The organism is Anabaena lutea FACHB-196, assembly GCF_014698305.1.
Classification (GTDB): domain Bacteria; phylum Cyanobacteriota; class Cyanobacteriia; order Cyanobacteriales; family Nostocaceae; genus Anabaena; species Anabaena lutea.
Genome location: NZ_JACJST010000023.1, coordinates 31,488 through 48,118, shown reverse-complemented (window position 1 = coordinate 48,118; position 16,631 = coordinate 31,488). Strand labels below are relative to the sequence as shown.

The 16,631-nt window shown below is 39.2% G+C and carries 13 protein-coding genes; 7 read left to right on the top strand and 6 right to left on the bottom strand.

Annotated features, from left to right (window positions below; translation table 11 throughout):
* Positions 1-241 precede the first annotated feature (241 nt).
* Complete coding sequence (locus H6G59_RS21040; RefSeq protein WP_190717956.1) at positions 242-922, bottom strand: SDR family oxidoreductase; 681 nt, start codon at positions 920-922, stop codon at positions 242-244.
* A gap of 386 nt (positions 923-1,308) precedes the next feature.
* On the opposite strand from H6G59_RS21040, the gene H6G59_RS21035 reads away from it, so the two are divergent.
* The 3 genes from H6G59_RS21035 to H6G59_RS21025 all read left to right on the top strand — a co-directional run bounded on the left by H6G59_RS21035 (position 1,309) and on the right by H6G59_RS21025 (position 5,937).
* The gene (locus H6G59_RS21035; protein WP_190717954.1) at positions 1,309-3,063 is read left to right on the top strand and encodes a WD40 repeat domain-containing protein; all 1,755 of its coding nucleotides are present in this window, start codon (positions 1,309-1,311) and stop codon (positions 3,061-3,063) included.
* Positions 3,064-3,199: 136 nt separating this feature from the next.
* The gene (locus tag H6G59_RS21030) at positions 3,200-3,760 is read left to right on the top strand and encodes a Uma2 family endonuclease (protein WP_190717951.1); all 561 of its coding nucleotides are present in this window, start codon (positions 3,200-3,202) and stop codon (positions 3,758-3,760) included.
* Between the two features lie 266 nt (positions 3,761-4,026).
* Positions 4,027-5,937, top strand: coding sequence for an SGNH/GDSL hydrolase family protein (locus H6G59_RS21025; protein ID WP_190717948.1), 1,911 nt, complete (start codon positions 4,027-4,029; stop codon positions 5,935-5,937).
* 145 nt (positions 5,938-6,082) lie between these two features.
* Here the strand turns inward: H6G59_RS21025 and ftsH are convergent, their stop codons facing one another.
* Both ftsH and H6G59_RS21015 read right to left on the bottom strand, forming a co-directional pair.
* Positions 6,083-8,020: an ATP-dependent zinc metalloprotease FtsH gene (ftsH, locus tag H6G59_RS21020; RefSeq protein ID WP_190717945.1), complete on the bottom strand. Its 1,938-nt coding sequence runs from the start codon at positions 8,018-8,020 to the stop codon at positions 6,083-6,085.
* Positions 8,021-8,113: 93 nt separating this feature from the next.
* Positions 8,114-8,782, bottom strand: coding sequence for a DUF1614 domain-containing protein (locus tag H6G59_RS21015; protein WP_190717942.1), 669 nt, complete (start codon positions 8,780-8,782; stop codon positions 8,114-8,116).
* 239 nt (positions 8,783-9,021) lie between these two features.
* On the opposite strand from H6G59_RS21015, the gene H6G59_RS27450 reads away from it, so the two are divergent.
* Positions 9,022-9,213, top strand: coding sequence for a hypothetical protein (locus H6G59_RS27450; protein WP_242038939.1), 192 nt, complete (start codon positions 9,022-9,024; stop codon positions 9,211-9,213).
* Positions 9,214-9,302: 89 nt separating this feature from the next.
* Entirely contained in the window at positions 9,303-10,418 is a 1,116-nt protein-coding gene (locus tag H6G59_RS21010) for an AI-2E family transporter (protein ID WP_190717939.1), read from the top strand.
* A gap of 183 nt (positions 10,419-10,601) precedes the next feature.
* Here H6G59_RS21010 and H6G59_RS21005 read toward each other — a convergent pair whose 3' ends face one another.
* Positions 10,602-11,978: a pentapeptide repeat-containing protein gene (locus H6G59_RS21005; RefSeq protein WP_190717935.1), complete on the bottom strand. Its 1,377-nt coding sequence runs from the start codon at positions 11,976-11,978 to the stop codon at positions 10,602-10,604.
* Positions 11,979-12,137: 159 nt separating this feature from the next.
* Here H6G59_RS21005 and H6G59_RS21000 point away from each other — a divergent pair, with 159 nt between their 5' ends.
* Positions 12,138-13,307 (top strand): homocysteine biosynthesis protein, encoded by a 1,170-nt coding sequence (locus tag H6G59_RS21000; RefSeq protein ID WP_190717932.1) that lies wholly within the window; start codon positions 12,138-12,140, stop codon positions 13,305-13,307.
* 21 nt (positions 13,308-13,328) lie between these two features.
* Here H6G59_RS21000 and H6G59_RS20995 read toward each other — a convergent pair whose 3' ends face one another.
* Positions 13,329-14,336 (bottom strand): hypothetical protein, encoded by a 1,008-nt coding sequence (locus H6G59_RS20995; RefSeq protein ID WP_190717929.1) that lies wholly within the window; start codon positions 14,334-14,336, stop codon positions 13,329-13,331.
* Between the two features lie 380 nt (positions 14,337-14,716).
* Here H6G59_RS20995 and H6G59_RS20990 point away from each other — a divergent pair, with 380 nt between their 5' ends.
* Positions 14,717-15,628, top strand: a complete 912-nt coding sequence (locus H6G59_RS20990) for a tetratricopeptide repeat protein (protein WP_190717926.1) — start codon at positions 14,717-14,719, stop codon at positions 15,626-15,628.
* A gap of 262 nt (positions 15,629-15,890) precedes the next feature.
* Here the strand turns inward: H6G59_RS20990 and H6G59_RS20985 are convergent, their stop codons facing one another.
* Entirely contained in the window at positions 15,891-16,514 is a 624-nt protein-coding gene (locus H6G59_RS20985; RefSeq protein ID WP_190717923.1) for a TMEM165/GDT1 family protein, read from the bottom strand.
* Between the last annotated feature and the right edge of the window lie 117 nt (positions 16,515-16,631).

Sequence of the window (16,631 nt, the reverse complement as noted above, 5' to 3'; positions counted from 1 at the left end):
TTGTATGCACTTAGCATTATTACGTACTTTTACTATCAATGTTAATCTTGTTTTGAGGAAATTTTGATACTTGGTTATAAATATTAACCTCTATACTGAGAATAATTATCGATTAGATCATATGGCAGGGAACTCTTCACAGGGTAGAAAGTCTTTTGGTGTCTGACTTTTATGCTTGCTGTTTGTCCTAACCTACCTCAAACATAAATGAGTGGTGGGAATAGCCCACCCTACGGACAAATTAACCCAAACTAAATTCTACACATTCTGGTAAACCTGGATAGATCATATTTCTGTCCAATGCTGACAAGACTTTATGATTAGCATGATCAGAATTTAAACACCGACAAACTAATTGGGCAACATCAGCGCGATGAATACTACCAACAATACGTGGATCTTCAGTTAGGAGGCCATTATTAGTTGCTGGTTCTGATTTTAAACCACCGGGACGAATAATTGTATAATTTAGTCCGCTATTAATTAAGTATTGTTCAGCTTGTTCTTTGAGAATTAAAACTGGTTTGAGTGTTGCTAATGCTTGGGGAGGCATAGAAACTGCACTATCACCACTACCAATAGAAGTTACCAGAATAAACCTTTGCACTCCGGCTTTAACTGCGGCATCAATCAGGTTTTTATTACCGATATAATCAGGTTTTACATCATCTGTAGGTAAACCACCCAGGGTACTGATAACAGCTTGGATAGGTTCATCTCCTAAAATTGCCCGTTCAACATCATCCACATTCAAAGCATCTCCTAAAATCGGATGAACACCCATCGCTTCTAGTTCCTTAGCGGCAACTTCTGTTCTCAATAGTGCTTTTACCTGGATTTGTTGTGCTGTCAAATATTTGGCAATTTCTTGTCCAACACCGCGACTAGCCCCAGCTATAAAAATGTAAGATGTACTTGACATGGATATTTTCTCAGATAGATGCATTGGTTACACAAATAATTAATATATCTGGCTTTGACCAATTTTAGAAATTACATTCCTAAAAAAAATTGATTTACTGATAAACCATACACCTCATTTGTCTGGATAACTGTTTCTCTAGAAACAGTAACTAGTTTGCTAAGTTAGTTAGAATTTATGGAAATCATCTAAATCTCTATATACTACTAAATAAGTTGATCAAACGTTTGATGATTATCTAGATGTATCTTTAGCATAAACCTAAAAATTTGTTTGTCTTCTATGGGACTGTAAATATTACTGATTTTTTACTTAACTAAAGGTTATAAAATTGAGTAATTGCGTTGGTATAAATTACCCTGAATATGCAATAATGTGCCGCTATCATGCAGATGGATTGGATTAGCTTACTAAAAGCTCAACAAATTGACTTCCTACAACGTGTGAAAAAACCTAAAACTGCGGATCTTTCTCTCTTAGAAGGTCAAGTAAAAGGTTGTCACAGTGAGATTGTCGCCTTTTGGGGCGAGCCATTGGCAAAAATAGTAGAATGTTCGCGCCAACAAGCAGAAATTCTTGCCAAAAACCCTCCACCAATGCCACCCGAATATCCTGAACCACCTGACTGGACAATTCCCTTTCCTACATATTTTCAACGCCAAGCAGAGGATTATCTGGTTCGAGAACAAATTGTAGATAGATTGATTACAGAAAGGTTGGGTAAATTAGTCAAAAAAGTGCCACAAGACACTTTAGAAAATATGGTCTTAGATGATGAGGGTAATTTACGTAGTGAAAGTAAATTTATTTATTGGTTGAATAATAACCCAAAAATTAGTATTCAAGTTCACGTAGCAGATGGAGAAAGTTTCAACGGAATTAAAAAAGACAAAATTCGGTGGTCAATTAGTCAAGAAGATGTCAGAAATCACCAGGTTTTAATTTTTCTGTGTTTGTTGTATCCAGCAACTACTAAATTAGGCTATGAAAAGCAAACTGTAATCGCTGGTTTTTTACCAACACATCAACTAGAACGTACTGAACCAAAACTGTCTATCACTCCTAGTAATTTATTGTATGCAGGAGGATTAAATTGGTATTTAGAATCGCTAGATGGCAAAAAATATGATCTGCCTGTAGCAGATGAAATAATCATTGCAGAGACTATTCAAACTTTGCCATCAGACCATCCGCAAAAAAATGTTATTGGGGATTGGGAATTTTGGCAGACCTTGAAAGGACACACTAGAGGTATTAACTGTCTAGCTTACGCTGTTAAAACTGTACCCATATTAGCTAGTGGTAGCCGAGGAGAAACAAAATTATGGGATCTAACTAAAGGTGAACTAATCGAAACTTTGTCAGAATATCCTTGGATAATGTCTGAGTTAGTAGATGAAGTAAATTCCTTGGCTTTTAGTGCAGATGGACAAACTTTAGTTAGTGTAGGTGCAGATTCTACAATTAAAATTTGGCATACTGGCGCACTGGATTTAATTGATATTTTGCATAAACATAATGGGAGTGTGCGTTGTGTTGCTTTTACTCCTGATAGCAAGATGATCGCAACTGGTGGCGATGACAGAAGAATCTTGTTTTGGGATTTGTGTAATCGCCAGGTTGAAAAATCTTTATCTTTAGATGATACAGCAGCCCATTCAATGGTGTTAAGTCAAGATGGGCAACTTTTGATTACAGGTAGTTACCGCAAAATTAAAGTTTGGCATACATCTTCTATAGTTAGTAAGAAAAAGGTTGAGGATATACAACCACTACATATTCTTATTGGTCATTCTCACGTTGTTAATTCTCTAGCAATTAGTGCTGATGCTAAATTCTTGGTGAGTGGGAGTCGTGATAAAACTATTAAAGTCTGGAATGTGGAAACAGGGAAATTAATTCACACTCTTAAAAGTCATAGAGATGGTGTGTACGCTGTAGCCCTGAGTCCTAATGAACAAATTATTGCTAGTGGTAGTGCTGATAAAACTATCAAATTGTGGCATCTAGAAACGGGAGAGTTGTTAGGCACGTTTACTGGTCACACTAATACAGTTACAGCTTTGACTTTTACAGCTTCTGGAGAAATGTTGGTGAGTGGGAGTTTAGATAAGACGATTAAAATTTGGCAGCGGAGTTAAGTTTAAACGCAGAGGAACGCAAAGTAAACCGCAAAGGAACGCGGAGAAATTCCTCTGTGTTGTAAAAACAAGTTTTTATAGAAGATAAACTTCATATTATCGTTGATAATAGAAATATGCTTTTTCATTAACGACTATGACTATAGCTAGTGAATGCAAAATTACTTTAGATGAGTTCCTGAAACTCCCGGAAACTAAACCAGCATCGGAATTTATTAACGGGGAAATTATACAAAAACCAATGCCACAGGGTGAACATAGCTTAATCCAGACTACTTTAATTGAATTTATAAATGGAAAAGCCAGAATTCAAAAAATTGCCATAGCTTTTTCAGAATTACGCTGTACTTTTGGTGGTGATACTATTGTACCGGATATAGCTGTATTTCGCTGGGAAAGAATCCCTAAAACTGCATCAGGTAAAATAGTCAACCGCTTTGAAATTCATCCAGACTGGGTAATTGAAATTCTTTTCGCAGGACAACAACAGAAAAAAGTCTTAGCCAAATTATTACATTGTTGTCGCAATGGCACAGAATTAGGATGGTTAATCAACTCAGAAGAAGAAAGTATATTAGCTGTTTTTCCTGGTCAAAAAATTGAATTATATGAAGGTGATGATAAATTACCAATTCTTGAGGGTATTGAATTAGAACTAACAGTTAAAGAAGTTTTTGGTTGGTTAAGTTTTGGTTAAATGAAAAAAAATAATTACCCCCAATACCATAATATATTTTTTGGGGTTGCATATTTGTAGGATTACTTTTATACTTCTCTAGGATGCTTTTGCAAGCGTCCTCATTTTTTGGGTAAATGCATATATTCTCTAAATTAGACTTAATAGAATATCATAATTTTACCCTTTTAACTCAAAAACATTTCTTTAGGAATTTTCATAAGATTTTCCTATAAGTTGTGCAGGAAATTATCAACAATTCTGAAAACGCAAACTTAGTATCTACCATGAATCAATCACCCATCCTCAATAATCCAATTTTAAATCAAGAAGCTAAGGCGAATTCCCAGTTTAGATTTACGATTTCTAACGATATTTTTTCAGATCCAGACGCTATCAACCCCTTTGATAATTTAGTTGTCTTTGGTAATAGCCTTTCTGATACTGGAAATGTTTTTGAAATATTCAAGAACTTTGATCCCCAACCATTTGGTTATCCCGCATCACCCTATTATTACCAAGGACGTTTTGCTAACGGACCGAATTGGGTAGATTATCTGGGATCTAAATTAGCCTTTAGCGAAGAATCAGTCATAAATTTCGCTCATGGTGGAGCAAAGGCAGGGGAAGATGTTGTTTTTCCGGGTTTTGAGAATAATCCTATCCCATCAGTATTAACACAAATTCAACAATTTACAACTGAAAATACAAATACTCCGGTTAGTGAAGATACACTATACATAATCTGGGCTGGTCATAATGATTTTAATTTTCTCGCTGCTACGGCTGATCCCGTCGAAGTTGCTAAGAATGCAGCCACAAGTATTGGTGATGCAATTACGACATTAAGCAGTTTAGGAGCAAAGGAAATTGTTGTTGCTAATTTAGAAGATTTAAAAGCTAGACCTTACATAAATCCAGCAAATCCTACTGCCGATGGTAGAGAATTTTCTATTGAGTTTAACAATGCTTTAAGTCAAGAAGTAAATGATCTAGAATCATCTCTCAACATTGATTTATCTGTAGTAGATATCTTTAGTTTTAATGAAGAAGTTCAAGCTAATCCTGAAAATTACGACTTCACCAATCTTACCGAACCTCTGATTTATATCACCCCTGGGACTGTTAACCCTGATGAATATGCATACTGGGATGAAGCTCATCCCACTACCAAGCTTCATCAATACATTTCCCAAACATTTGAGAATACACTACTGGATGAGGGAATAATTCCCGATTTGATTACTTATTCAACTACCTTAGCAGATGGTAGTGAATTACCAGATTGGTTGAGTTTTAATCCCATAACTCAAACATTTAGTGGTACTCCTGCATATGGAGATGCAGGTCAACTGGATGTAAAAGTAATCGCTACAGATAAAGAAGGAGCGATCGCAACGGATACTTTCTCCATTCAGATTCAAACACCATTCATCTTCGGGACTCCCAATAGTGAAGAACTCAACCCCGAAGCAGGACAAACATTATTTGCTGGTGACGGAGACGATACAATAAATTCCACCGACGATAATGACATCTTTGCAGGTAATGGTAATGATGTTGTCACAGTCAATAGCAACTCTTCTGTTTCCGCAGGAGATGGTGATGATATGGTTACTGTTGGTGCAAATGGCCCTGCTAACAATACCACTGTCAATGGTGGTGATGGTGAGGATATGCTATTTGTAGCTGAAGCCAATGGTACTAACAATCTGTTTGGTGCAGCAGGTGCAGATGAACTAAGAGTTGTTGAAGGTTCACGTCAATTATTGTTGGGTGGTTCAGGTAACGATAATATTACCAGTGAAGGAAGTAACAACCGTATTTTTGGTGGTTCAGGAGATGACGTATTAGTCTCTAACCTGAATGATTTTCTATCCGGTGGTGATGGTAATGATATCCTCTTTGCTGGAAAAGCAGGAGGTAATAAACTCACAGGTGGTAGTGGTAATGAGCAATTTTGGGTTGCTAATGGTAGTTTACCGACTAGCAAAAATACCATTACAGATTTCACCATTGGAGTTGACAAAATCGGCTTTGGTGGAGTGGGTATCCTCAATTTTGGTCAAGTAACCAAAGAACAAACTGGTGCTGATACTTTACTCAAAAACGGAACAACTGAAATAGCTTTGTTAGTGGGAATTAACTCCGCTAATCTCTCAGCTAGTGATTTTGCTTTCTCTGCCAGCGTAGTTTAAATAACACCATTTTCTCGTTCCCATACTCTGTATGGGAATGAATTCAAGAAGGCTCTGCCTTAGATTAAATCAGAGCCAGAGCCTCTATTAATGGCATTCCCAGTCTCTGACTGGGAACGAGATAATCCTCTGCGTTTAAAAAACTCTAAACCAAAAGCGTTTGCAGCAAAGGTTTATCAGCATCTAACTTACCAGTTCGCAACCATTCAGACATTTCATCTGGAGCTTTTGCTTGAGTTAGCTTTTCGCGTAAATAACTACCTTCAAGAATTTCCTTTTGTAATAATTCCTGGGCAATTTCTTCTAGTAAATCGCGGTTATTTTTCAGAATGCTTAAAGCAATGTGGTGAGCATTATCGACAATTTCCTTCACTTCGCGGTCAATTTCTTCCGTCATTTGGGGACTAATTGTACGCCGAGGATTTCCATAACCTTCAATAAACTGCTGTTGAACTTTTTCAAAAGCGACAGGTCCGAGTTTATCACTCATGCCATAAATTGTAATTGCCCTTTCTGCTAAATCAGTGACTTTTTGAATATCGTCAGAAGCACCAGTTGATACTTTACCAAATACAATTTCTTCCGAAGAACGTCCACCTAATAAAGTGGCAATACGTCCACGAATTTCATCTTCTACCATTAAGAAACGGTCTTCTTCTGGCATTTGGATTGTATAACCCAAAGCACCGACACCACGGGGAACAACAGAAATTTTTTCAACTTTACCTGCTCCAGGCATTAATGCACCGATGATAGCGTGTCCAACTTCGTGATAAGCAACAGTTTTTTTCTCAATTTCGTTTAACACACGAGAACGTTTTTCTAAACCTGCAATTAAACGTTCAATGGCTTCATTAAAATCTGCCATGAGTACCGCTTGACGGTTATTTCTTGCTGCTAACAAAGCTGCTTCATTGACTAAGTTAGCTAAATCTGCACCAGCAAAACCAGGTGTGCGAGTGGCAATAATTCCTAAATCCACATCTTCGGCTAATTTCACATTTCTAGCGTGGACTTTGAGAATAGCTTCTCGACCAATTTTATCAGGTCTATCCACCACAATTTGACGGTCAAAACGACCAGGACGACGTAAAGCAGGATCGAGAACTTCGGGACGGTTGGTAGCAGCGATGATAATTACACCGGTGTTAGCGTCAAAACCATCCATTTCGGTGAGTAATTGGTTGAGGGTTTGTTCTCTTTCATCGTTACCACCGACGAAACCACCAGGACCACCACGAGATTTACCTAAAGCGTCTAATTCATCGATGAAGACGATACAGGGTGCTTGTTGTTTTGCTTGTTCAAATAAATCTCTAACTCTTGCAGCACCGACACCAACAAATAATTCAATAAATTCAGAACCGGAGATACTGAAGAAAGGAACACCAGCTTCACCTGCGATCGCTTTTGCTAGTAATGTTTTACCTGTACCTGGCGGTCCGACTAACAACACACCTTTGGGAATTTTTGCCCCTAAGTTGGTGTATTTGGTCGCATTTTTGAGAAAATCAACGATTTCTTCTAATTCGGCTTTGGCTTCATCTACACCCGCCACATCTAGGAATTTTACCCCAGTGCTGCCTTCAGAATAAATGCGAGCTTTACTTTTACCAACTGTCAGCGCTGCGGGGCCAGCACCTTGACGATTCATTAAAAATGCCCAAATCCCAAAGAAAATTAATGGGGGAGCTACCCAACTCAATACAGTGCCAATCCAGGCGTTTTCGTTTGGTGGTGGTGCGGCAAATTCGACATTATTCTCACGGAGAATTTTCGGTAAATCCAAGTCGATGGCTACAGGTGTAGTTCTAAATACCTGTTCAACGGTTTTACCTTCGGGGGTTTGGGTTTTGATAGAATATTCAATGCGATCGCTCCCCACAATTGCTTTATCTACTTTACCAGCTTGTACTTGAGCAATAAAATCACTATAGGGAACTTGCTGCAATCGAGTCCCAAACAAACTGGGAACTATCAAATTCAGCAATAACAAAAGAGTCAATAAAATTAGGAAACTACCCCCAAACTGTCTGATTTTTGGCGGTTTCATCTGTTTGTTATTATTAGTTTCTACAGGCATAATGTCACCTCAACGAAATTTGTTTGTTAGTTATTAGTCATTGGTGATTGGGGAAAAGGTGATTGCTTTATTAACCTTTCCTATTCCCTGTTCTCAGCTTAATAACAAAGCAAATAGTCCACATAAAGCAATTCCATCAAATACACCCGCACCACCAATACTCAATACACCCGCACTCATAGCTTGAATATCCTTGAGATGTAGCAAATCAGCACCAATTAAAGTACCTAAAACACCACCCGCAAAAGCCACTGGTGCAGCATGAGGTGAGGCTATTAGCATTGCAGACACAGCCGCAGTCAAAGGAGCAAGCAATGGATTCATTTGAATCCCAATTCCCGGTACTACTTGGGCTGCAAAGTAGCTGACAACAGTCACAATGGCAGTAACTAGCAGAATTGCCAGCCCATTTCCCTGAGAAAATTGGTATAATGCCAACACAACAGGTATTAATCCACCCCCCACATTCAGAGCTACCACGGTAGAGCGTTGCACATTTCTTAATGGAATACCCCAAAATTCCTTTAACCACAATGCCGCAAATTCATCTGCTAATTGGACGGGAGCTTCTAATCGGTAGATGGGAATATTGATTGTGCTGGTAATAATTACTAGCAACAACAATACAAAAGCAATACTAGGAGAAAAACCCAACTTAGCTACCGCAATTTCCACCACGTCTACTGCAACGGCAAACCAAATAAATGGCAGCAACAGCAATAAAACCAGAAATAACAGTAATGAAACTGGTAGATAGATCATGGAAATAAAGAAATAGAATGAATTTGGCACTCAGTTCATCAAATCCAGCCTTTTGAAAATCTGCAAATAACTATAAAATGCGCTTATTCGACCATTTTCCAGAAATCAACTTTGTGAATGTTGACAGATACAGAATCTAAATAAGTAAAGTTTTGTATCTGTTTTCTATTGTAGAGACTGGATAGTGAAGTCTAAATTCGTGTATACCCTACCAAAAAAATGTGTATTGCCGTACTTTTATGAAAAATCAACTAGGTTTCTTACTTAAGCTACTTTTACTCTCGGCTTTAATATCATTGTTGATTAAGTATGCCACTCCGACGTTTTTAATTCCCGAAACGTCAACAAATGCGTTAATTCTAGTTTTGTTGCCTACTGTGATTATGATAACTATCCTACTTTTGCGAATTCCAGCACAAAAACAAAATTAACTGAAAATCTCTAGTGGGAATCTCTAAAATCAGCTAACCTATCTGAATTACTCGAAAATTTCATCTCACCAAGCTTTGGGAGTTAGTCTGTGAAACTGGGTCAATGGATCGGTTTAATCGCCTTAGTTCTATCTTTATATATATTGTGGCAACTGCGCGAAGTGCTGTTACTGATATTTGCTGCTGTTGTCCTAGCAACTATCTTAAATCGGTTAGCACGCACTTTTCAAAGCTTGGGAATGAAACGTGGACTTGCTGTTGTTCTGTCAGTAGCTATCTTTTTTGCTGGTGTGATTGGCTTTTTCTGGCTAATTGTGCCACCATTTACGCAGCAATTCCAAGAACTAACCTTACGAGTTCCCCAAGGATTTGAGCGCATTAATAATTGGATTGACGAACAGAGAACTCACATTCCTGATCAATTAGCACCTTTCATCCCAGATTTGAATAGCTTAATAGAAGAAGCACAGCCTTTATTCAATCGCATATTGGGAAACTCTTTTGCTTTTGTTTCTGGCTCTTTAGTAATTGTTCTCAATATATTATTAGTGTTAGTGTTGACAGGGATGTTTTTAGCAGATCCTGATGCTTATCAAAAAGTATTTATCCGGCTGTTTCCCTCATTTTATCGACGACGAGTACAGGGAATTTTAGCTCAGTGTGAAACTTCATTAGAAAGATGGGTGACAGGGGCTTTTCTTGCTGTCTGTGTTGTAGGGCTGATGAGCCTAATTGGTTTGTCATTACTGGGTGTAAAGGCAGCTTTGGCATTAGGAGTTTTGGCGGGATTTATGAATTTAATTCCTAATCTCGGACCAACTATGAGTGTAGTACCGGCGATGGCAATCGCTCTTTTAGATAATCCCTGGAAACCTATTTTTGTCTTAATTCTTTACTTTTTTATTCAACAAGCTGAGAGTAATTTTATCACTCCGGTAGTCATGGCACATCAGGTATCTTTATTACCAGCAGTAACGTTAATTTCTCAATTATTTTTCGTGACTTTCTTTGGCTTTTTAGGATTATTGTTAGCACTGCCTTTAACTGTTGTTGCTAAAATTTGGGTACAAGAAGTATTAGTTAAAGATGTTTTGGATGAGTGGAGGCATAATCATCAACAAGCGACTGAGTTGGTGATGGTTTCTGAATCTGCTGATATCAACGATATTCAGGAAGTAGAAGTTATAGGAAAGGATGAAGATTAAAATAATTCGTAATTCGTAATTCGTAATTAAGTTTTGTAATGAGGATTTAACCCCGACACAAAACTTACCGATTATAGAGCCGGGAGACTTAAACCCACGGTATTTGGTTAATTGTAAATAGCATATCTGAAAGCGATGGCTGCTGTAGCGATCGCTTTTTTGATAAACTACATTAAATTCTAATCATGGGTTGTACCATCTGGCATAATTGCACCAGTTTGCGTTTGTTAAATTTGCTCCAGACAATCCAGCAGCCGTTAGATTAGCACTATTTAATGCTGTTTGTATCAAATTTGTACTAATAAGGTTCGCAGCAGTTAAGTTAGCAGAAGATAGATTTGCTTCACTCAAGTTAGCAAACCTTAGATTTGCTTGAATGAGTTTTGACTCGATCAAATTTGCCTTAGTTAAATTTGCACTACTCAAGTTAGCTTGACTTAAATCTGTACCTTGCATATTAGTTAATTCGAGGTTTGAATATGATAAATTAGCCCCAGTCAAATTAACTTGACTTAAGTCAGCACCAGATAAGTCAGCCTTTGCTAATGACGCACCTGGAGCGATTAAATAAGCACCTGTTTCAGAAACAAAATCTTTAGGAAAAATTGTTTGTGAATTGTAAATTGATTTTTGGAGATTTACACCTTCAAGATTTGCATTTTCAAGATTCGCTTCCAACAAATTCGCACTACTCAAATTAGCGTTACTCAAATCTGATCCAATTAGCCTTGCTTTCCTCAAATTAGCGTTACTCAAATTGGCTCCACTTAAGTGAGAACCAATGATGTCAATCTTATAAAGATGCGCTCCAGTAAGGTTTGCTTTTCTTAGTGTGGAATTTTCTAGACTGACTGAGCTTAGTTTTATATTCTCAAAATTAGCATTATCAAAATTAGCTTGATTAAAACTGACATAGCTCATACTTTTACCACTCAAATTAACACCAGCTAAATTAATCCCAGTAAAATCTCTTTCTCCAGCTTCATACCTGCACCAAAATTCCTCCGCACTAACAGGAATATCTTGATAATCTTCCTCCGCTGCATAAATCCTGTTCACTAACCACATTATTCTCTCAATCTGAAATTCTAAGTTTTTGAAAGCATTGCTATTTTCTGATTCTTCTGCAATTACATCAACTTCCTCGTCTTTCTCAATTTCATCAATATCAACATTTTTAATAACAACTTCTTTTTCTATCAATACACCTTGACTTTGTTGCCGTTCTACTCTCTCAAAAAACTGCTTCACTATTTCCGCATCATCTATAGTTTTAATCTCAGTTAAATTTTCACCCTCATTCAAATCTTCACTCATAATATTAGACGACAAATTTAGACACTGTTGCAACTCTGCCACTTGTGCAGTTAACTGGACTATCTCTTGTTGCATAGTTTGAATTTGATCTAATTCAGGTCTATTATTAAATTCCTGTTTGAGTTCATCAAAATACTGTTTTAGCCAAGCAATATTTTTTCGTCTGAGATTTTGCTCTGCTTCAACTTGAGAAATCCGATCTGCTAAAGATGCTAAATTGAGTTCTGAGTCAGAGGTATTCATGAATTTTGCGCTAAATGTATTGTGCCTATATTGATAGTTTTCCCAAAATTAAGGCTAGACTAACAAACACAGGATATACAGCAGTTTTCATATATTTAAACTACACCCTGAATTAATCCATATTCTTTGCGCCTTTGCGCCTTTGCGTGAGATATAAAAATGCGAACCATTGCGGAAATTAACGAAAAAATCAACCACAAACGCGCCGTAGTGTGGACGGTTGAAGAATTAAAAGCACGAGTTACAGAAATCGGTGTCACTAAAGCTGCTAAAGAAGTTGATGTCATTACCACCGGCACCTTTGAACCAATGGAGTCCAGCGGTGCAATTATTAATCTCGGACACACAGATCCACCCATCAAAATTCGGCGTTGCTGGTTAGATGGTGTGCCAGTATACCCCGGCTTTGGGGCTGTAGATTTATACTTAGGTGCTAGTTGCGCTGTGGAAACGATGGACGGGGAAGAACTCCGAGAACGTGGCGGTGGTCATGTCATCCAAGATTTAATTGCAGGTAAACCAGTACAAGTACGAGCATTAGGACAAGTTACCGATTGCTACCCAAGAGCCACTTTTGAAACGACAGTTACTCGTGAAACTATCAATCAGTTTTATTTATTTAATCCACGCAATCTTTATCAAAATTTTATTGTGGGGGTAAATGGAGGCGATCGCCCTCTTCACACTTATCTCGGACCCCTGCAACCACGTTTAGGTAATGCAGTGTACTCAAATCCTGGTGCAATTTCCCCCCTTTTCAATGACCCCGATTTACAACTTGTGGGGATTGGGACAAGAATATTCTTAGGTGGTGGAATTGGTTATGTGGCTTGGGAAGGTACGCAGCACTTCCCTTTACAAAAGCGGTTAGCTAATCGGACACCCATTGGCCCCTCAGCAACTTTAGCCTTAATTGGTGATGCCAAACAAATGGATGCGCGTTGGGTGCGGGGTTGTTACTTCAAAAGTTACGGGCCTTCCTTAATGTTGGGAGTAGGTGTTCCACTTCCCGTTTTAAATGAAACAGTCATTGAACGCTGCGCTGTCCAAAATAAAGACTTAGTAGCACCAATAGTAGATTTTTCCATTCCTCGTCGCGTCCGTCCCACCTTTGGTTTAGTCAGTTACGCTCAACTCAAAACTGGAAAAATCGCCATTGAGGGTAAAGCGGTGCGAGTTGCTCCTCTAGCCAGTATGTTGCTCTCACGACAAGTTGCTCTAGAGTTAAAGCAGTGGATTGAAGCAGGCACATTTACCCTCACAGAACCAGTTGCTCCTATTCCTATGGATCGGACTTTTTTACCCCAAGACCGTCGGACTGATTTTTGATCTTGGGGCGAGTAATGTCAACTACTCTTGGGTTGGTTTTGGCCGCTTCACTGGCTTAGGAAGAGGGGCTTTTGGTACAGGTTTAGACACCTCTGCTCGTGTAGCAGAAGCAGCCGAGGCATCGCCGTTGGTTTTTTTGATCGGAAGTGGAGGCGCTTCCCCATTGCGTCTGGGAGGGAATGGTCTTCTTCCACCACCACCACGAGGGGCGCTTCTGAAAGGTGGTTTGCGTTTTTTGGGCAAATCAGCGATCGCTTCCGCATTTTCTACTACTAATACGTCCACTTCTCGCTTGACTTTGAAATCCCAAAACTTGCCGACAGCTTTGGTTGTCAGCACACCGCGCAGTTTCAACTTAAAATACTTAGGTTTATCAGTTGGCTTACGGGGAGCTTGCTTAATTTTCACCACCAAACTCTTATCATCAAAAGATTGGTAAACTACCTCACCACGCACAGAAAAATAACCATCAGGAATTTCTGAAGAGGGTTTTGGGGGTTCAGAACTTTCGTCGGGTTTCTGTAACTCTTGTGAACCCAAATCTTGGTGATCTTCTTCTAGGAAATGTTTAGCCAGATTTTCTGGTTCCCACACTCCGACAATTTGGATGTGTAATGTGTCATTTTCTTGTCTGGTGCGGGGATAAACTACCCACAGATGTTCTGTTTCCAGATCCAAGTGATTTTTGACCAAACTCATAATCCGCCCTAAGAGAACGGTATTGAGTTCTACACCATCGACAGTGAGCAATGTTCCTTGCGTAAATTGTTCACTGCTGGCAAAGTAGCGACCCCGGACTAATCCGATGGCTCGATACTGCATTGCTTCGCTGGGAGGTGGAATCGGTTGTTGCCGATGGGCTAAATTCCCATTTGAGTTATTATCACTAGGGTTAACTGGTACATTATCCGGTTGAGAAGAATTAGCTGCTGCTGTTTTCACATGAGCGGCTACGTCGATTTTAGTTGGAGCCTCTTTAGAGGCAGTAGTGTTAGCGGATTCAGGAGACGGCATCAGGTCGGAATTCATAAAAACTCCTTGCGGCGGAGACACATCCCAATTATGGGATTTTACAAAAGCAGATCGAAAGAGCGTTGGTGAGGCTGATCAAAGTATATTTCCTTTTAATCTAGCCACTCTAGAGCGCCCAGAGCGAACAGAAAGGCGCAAAATTTGGCATTTAGAGACTAAATGTGTAATTTAGCGCCTTGACACTAGTTTCGGAAGCATAGCATAGCTACAATTCTGAAGGCTCCTCCTAAAGTCATCAATCACTTTGAGCAGCGTAGATAGTTATTTGTTATAAAATTCACAGTCTCATGACCGTATTCCGCAAAGTTTTAGAAATTTTTGACTTTGCGATCTGTGTAAATGTTAATCTCGTGAAAATTTAGAAGAGGGAAAATATTGTGTCTCAACCGCGCAATCGGTGGATAATTCAGGTCGTGTTAGGTCTGGCAGTTTTGGCTTTTATTGGGGTTTCGATTTTACCTATAATTACGGCTTTCAATGATTCTGAATCGGTAGCCCAAAATACTACCAGCACTCCTAGTAGTTCTTCTGCGTCTGATCAAAAGTCAAAACTGGCTGATCAAGTTCGGGGTTATGAATTAGTTTTGCAACGGGAACCAGAAAATCAAACTGCACTCAAGGGACTTTTAGAAGCAAGGCTGCAATTACTCAGTCAACAAGGTAGAGGTGAAGTTAAACCAGCTGATATTCAAGCGGTAATTGAACCTTTAGAAAAGCTGGCTAAGTTGAATCCCCAACAATCAGAGTATGGTGTGTTATTGGCACAAGCCAAGCAGCAAATTGGCGATAAGGAAGGAGCAGCCCAAACATATCGCTCAATCTTAGCAACAAAACCGGGTGATCTCAAAGCTTTACAAGGAATGGTAAATCTCCAACTCAGTGAGAAACGCCCTGAAGCTGCTATTGGTTTGCTGCAAGATACTTTATCTGCTTCTACCCAAGCAAATACAATTCAGCCTGGAAGTGTGGATGTTGTCGCTGTACAGGTGCTTTTGGGTAGTGTATACGCTTTTCAGAAAAACGATACTCAAGCTATCTCTGTATACGACCAAGCAATTCAGAAAGATGCTAAGGATTTTCGTCCTGTGTTGGCAAAGGCTATGCTGCTAAAAGAACAGGGCAAAGTTGATGAGGCAAAACCTTTGTTTGCCAGTGCTACTGCTTTAGCTCCTGCTCAGTATAAAGACGAGATTAACAAGGCAGCAGGATTACCGACTCCCAGCCCAGCAGCTGCTCCTACTTCTTCCCCAGAAACTACACCATCTCCAGCAACAACATCCAGTCCATGAGGGAGGTGGGGGAGCCTCACAAGGGTAGGTATTTTACATTGTCGTGAGGGCAAGACTTGGGGGACAAGGAAGGACAGTGGACAAGGGAGGAAACACGTACAAAATCATATTCTCTTAGTAACAAAAAGACCATTGTGCGGAGAAAATCTTCCTTGTCTACTTTCCCTCCTTGTCTTCCTAGTCCTGCCTTAACAGATAATATTAAAAACCTACCCTTGTCAGGGTGGGGGAGCAGGGCGAATTTTTATCTGTCACCTATCACCTAATTTCCTTCTATGGCGGCAATTATACCGAAGAGAATAAATAAACAGCCGCCTATGAAGGTGATTTGTCGTTCAGATATCTTACCTGCTATTAATCTACCACCGATGACTGCGATCGCTGCACAAATGGCGTGTCCTAATATTGCTCCTGCTGTCACACCAATGGCGTTGTTACTAGCTGCTAGGGCTATTGTGGCTATTTGTGTGCGATCGCCCCACTCTGCTATAAATGTCAATACGAAAGACTTCAGTAATATTGACCAAATGCTTTTTTGCTGACTGTCTAAATGTGCCTTTTCTACTGCTTCTTTTGCTTCTTCTATGACTTCTTCTTCAGCTTTAGCAGGCATTTTTTTAGCATCGTAGAGCAGTTTCAACCCAAAGGCAATAAACAAAACTATTTCAGCATAATGAACATAAATTTCTGAGCCTTGTGTTAAAGCAGACAGCAATTGCCCAAATATCACTGATAAAATCGTCATTGCCGCTAAAGCAGCTGTCACACCAACGAACACTACCCGTCGTGAGTGCTGCATTGACAAAATCACAGCGATAAAAAAGGTTTTATCACCTAATTCGGAAATGGTAATTAGAACTAAACCTGCGGTAAAAGCTGTTAACACTCTCTCAAGCTCCTGTAGGATTTTTTACCTGTGTGGAGCTTCTAATGAGTGTTTAATGACCTCACTGAAGCTCACACACTCTTTTTGTGTGAACTCAGTGAAGGTCTCGCTTTCAAA

Bases quoted from the DNA above. Each gene is read 5' to 3' on its own strand.
- H6G59_RS21040 (WP_190717956.1), bottom strand. From the start codon at position 922: ATGTCAAGTACATCTTACATTTTTATAGCTGGGGCTAGTCGCGGTGTT.
- H6G59_RS21035 (WP_190717954.1), top strand. From the start codon at position 1,309: ATGCAGATGGATTGGATTAGCTTACTAAAAGCTCAACAAATTGACTTC.
- H6G59_RS21030 (WP_190717951.1), top strand. From the start codon at position 3,200: ATGACTATAGCTAGTGAATGCAAAATTACTTTAGATGAGTTCCTGAAA.
- H6G59_RS21025 (WP_190717948.1), top strand. From the start codon at position 4,027: ATGAATCAATCACCCATCCTCAATAATCCAATTTTAAATCAAGAAGCT.
- ftsH (WP_190717945.1), bottom strand. From the start codon at position 8,020: ATGCCTGTAGAAACTAATAATAACAAACAGATGAAACCGCCAAAAATC.
- H6G59_RS21015 (WP_190717942.1), bottom strand. From the start codon at position 8,782: ATGATCTATCTACCAGTTTCATTACTGTTATTTCTGGTTTTATTGCTG.
- H6G59_RS27450 (WP_242038939.1), top strand. From the start codon at position 9,022: ATGAAAAATCAACTAGGTTTCTTACTTAAGCTACTTTTACTCTCGGCT.
- H6G59_RS21005 (WP_190717935.1), bottom strand. From the start codon at position 11,978: ATGAATACCTCTGACTCAGAACTCAATTTAGCATCTTTAGCAGATCGG.
- H6G59_RS21000 (WP_190717932.1), top strand. From the start codon at position 12,138: ATGCGAACCATTGCGGAAATTAACGAAAAAATCAACCACAAACGCGCC.
- H6G59_RS20995 (WP_190717929.1), bottom strand. From the start codon at position 14,336: ATGAATTCCGACCTGATGCCGTCTCCTGAATCCGCTAACACTACTGCC.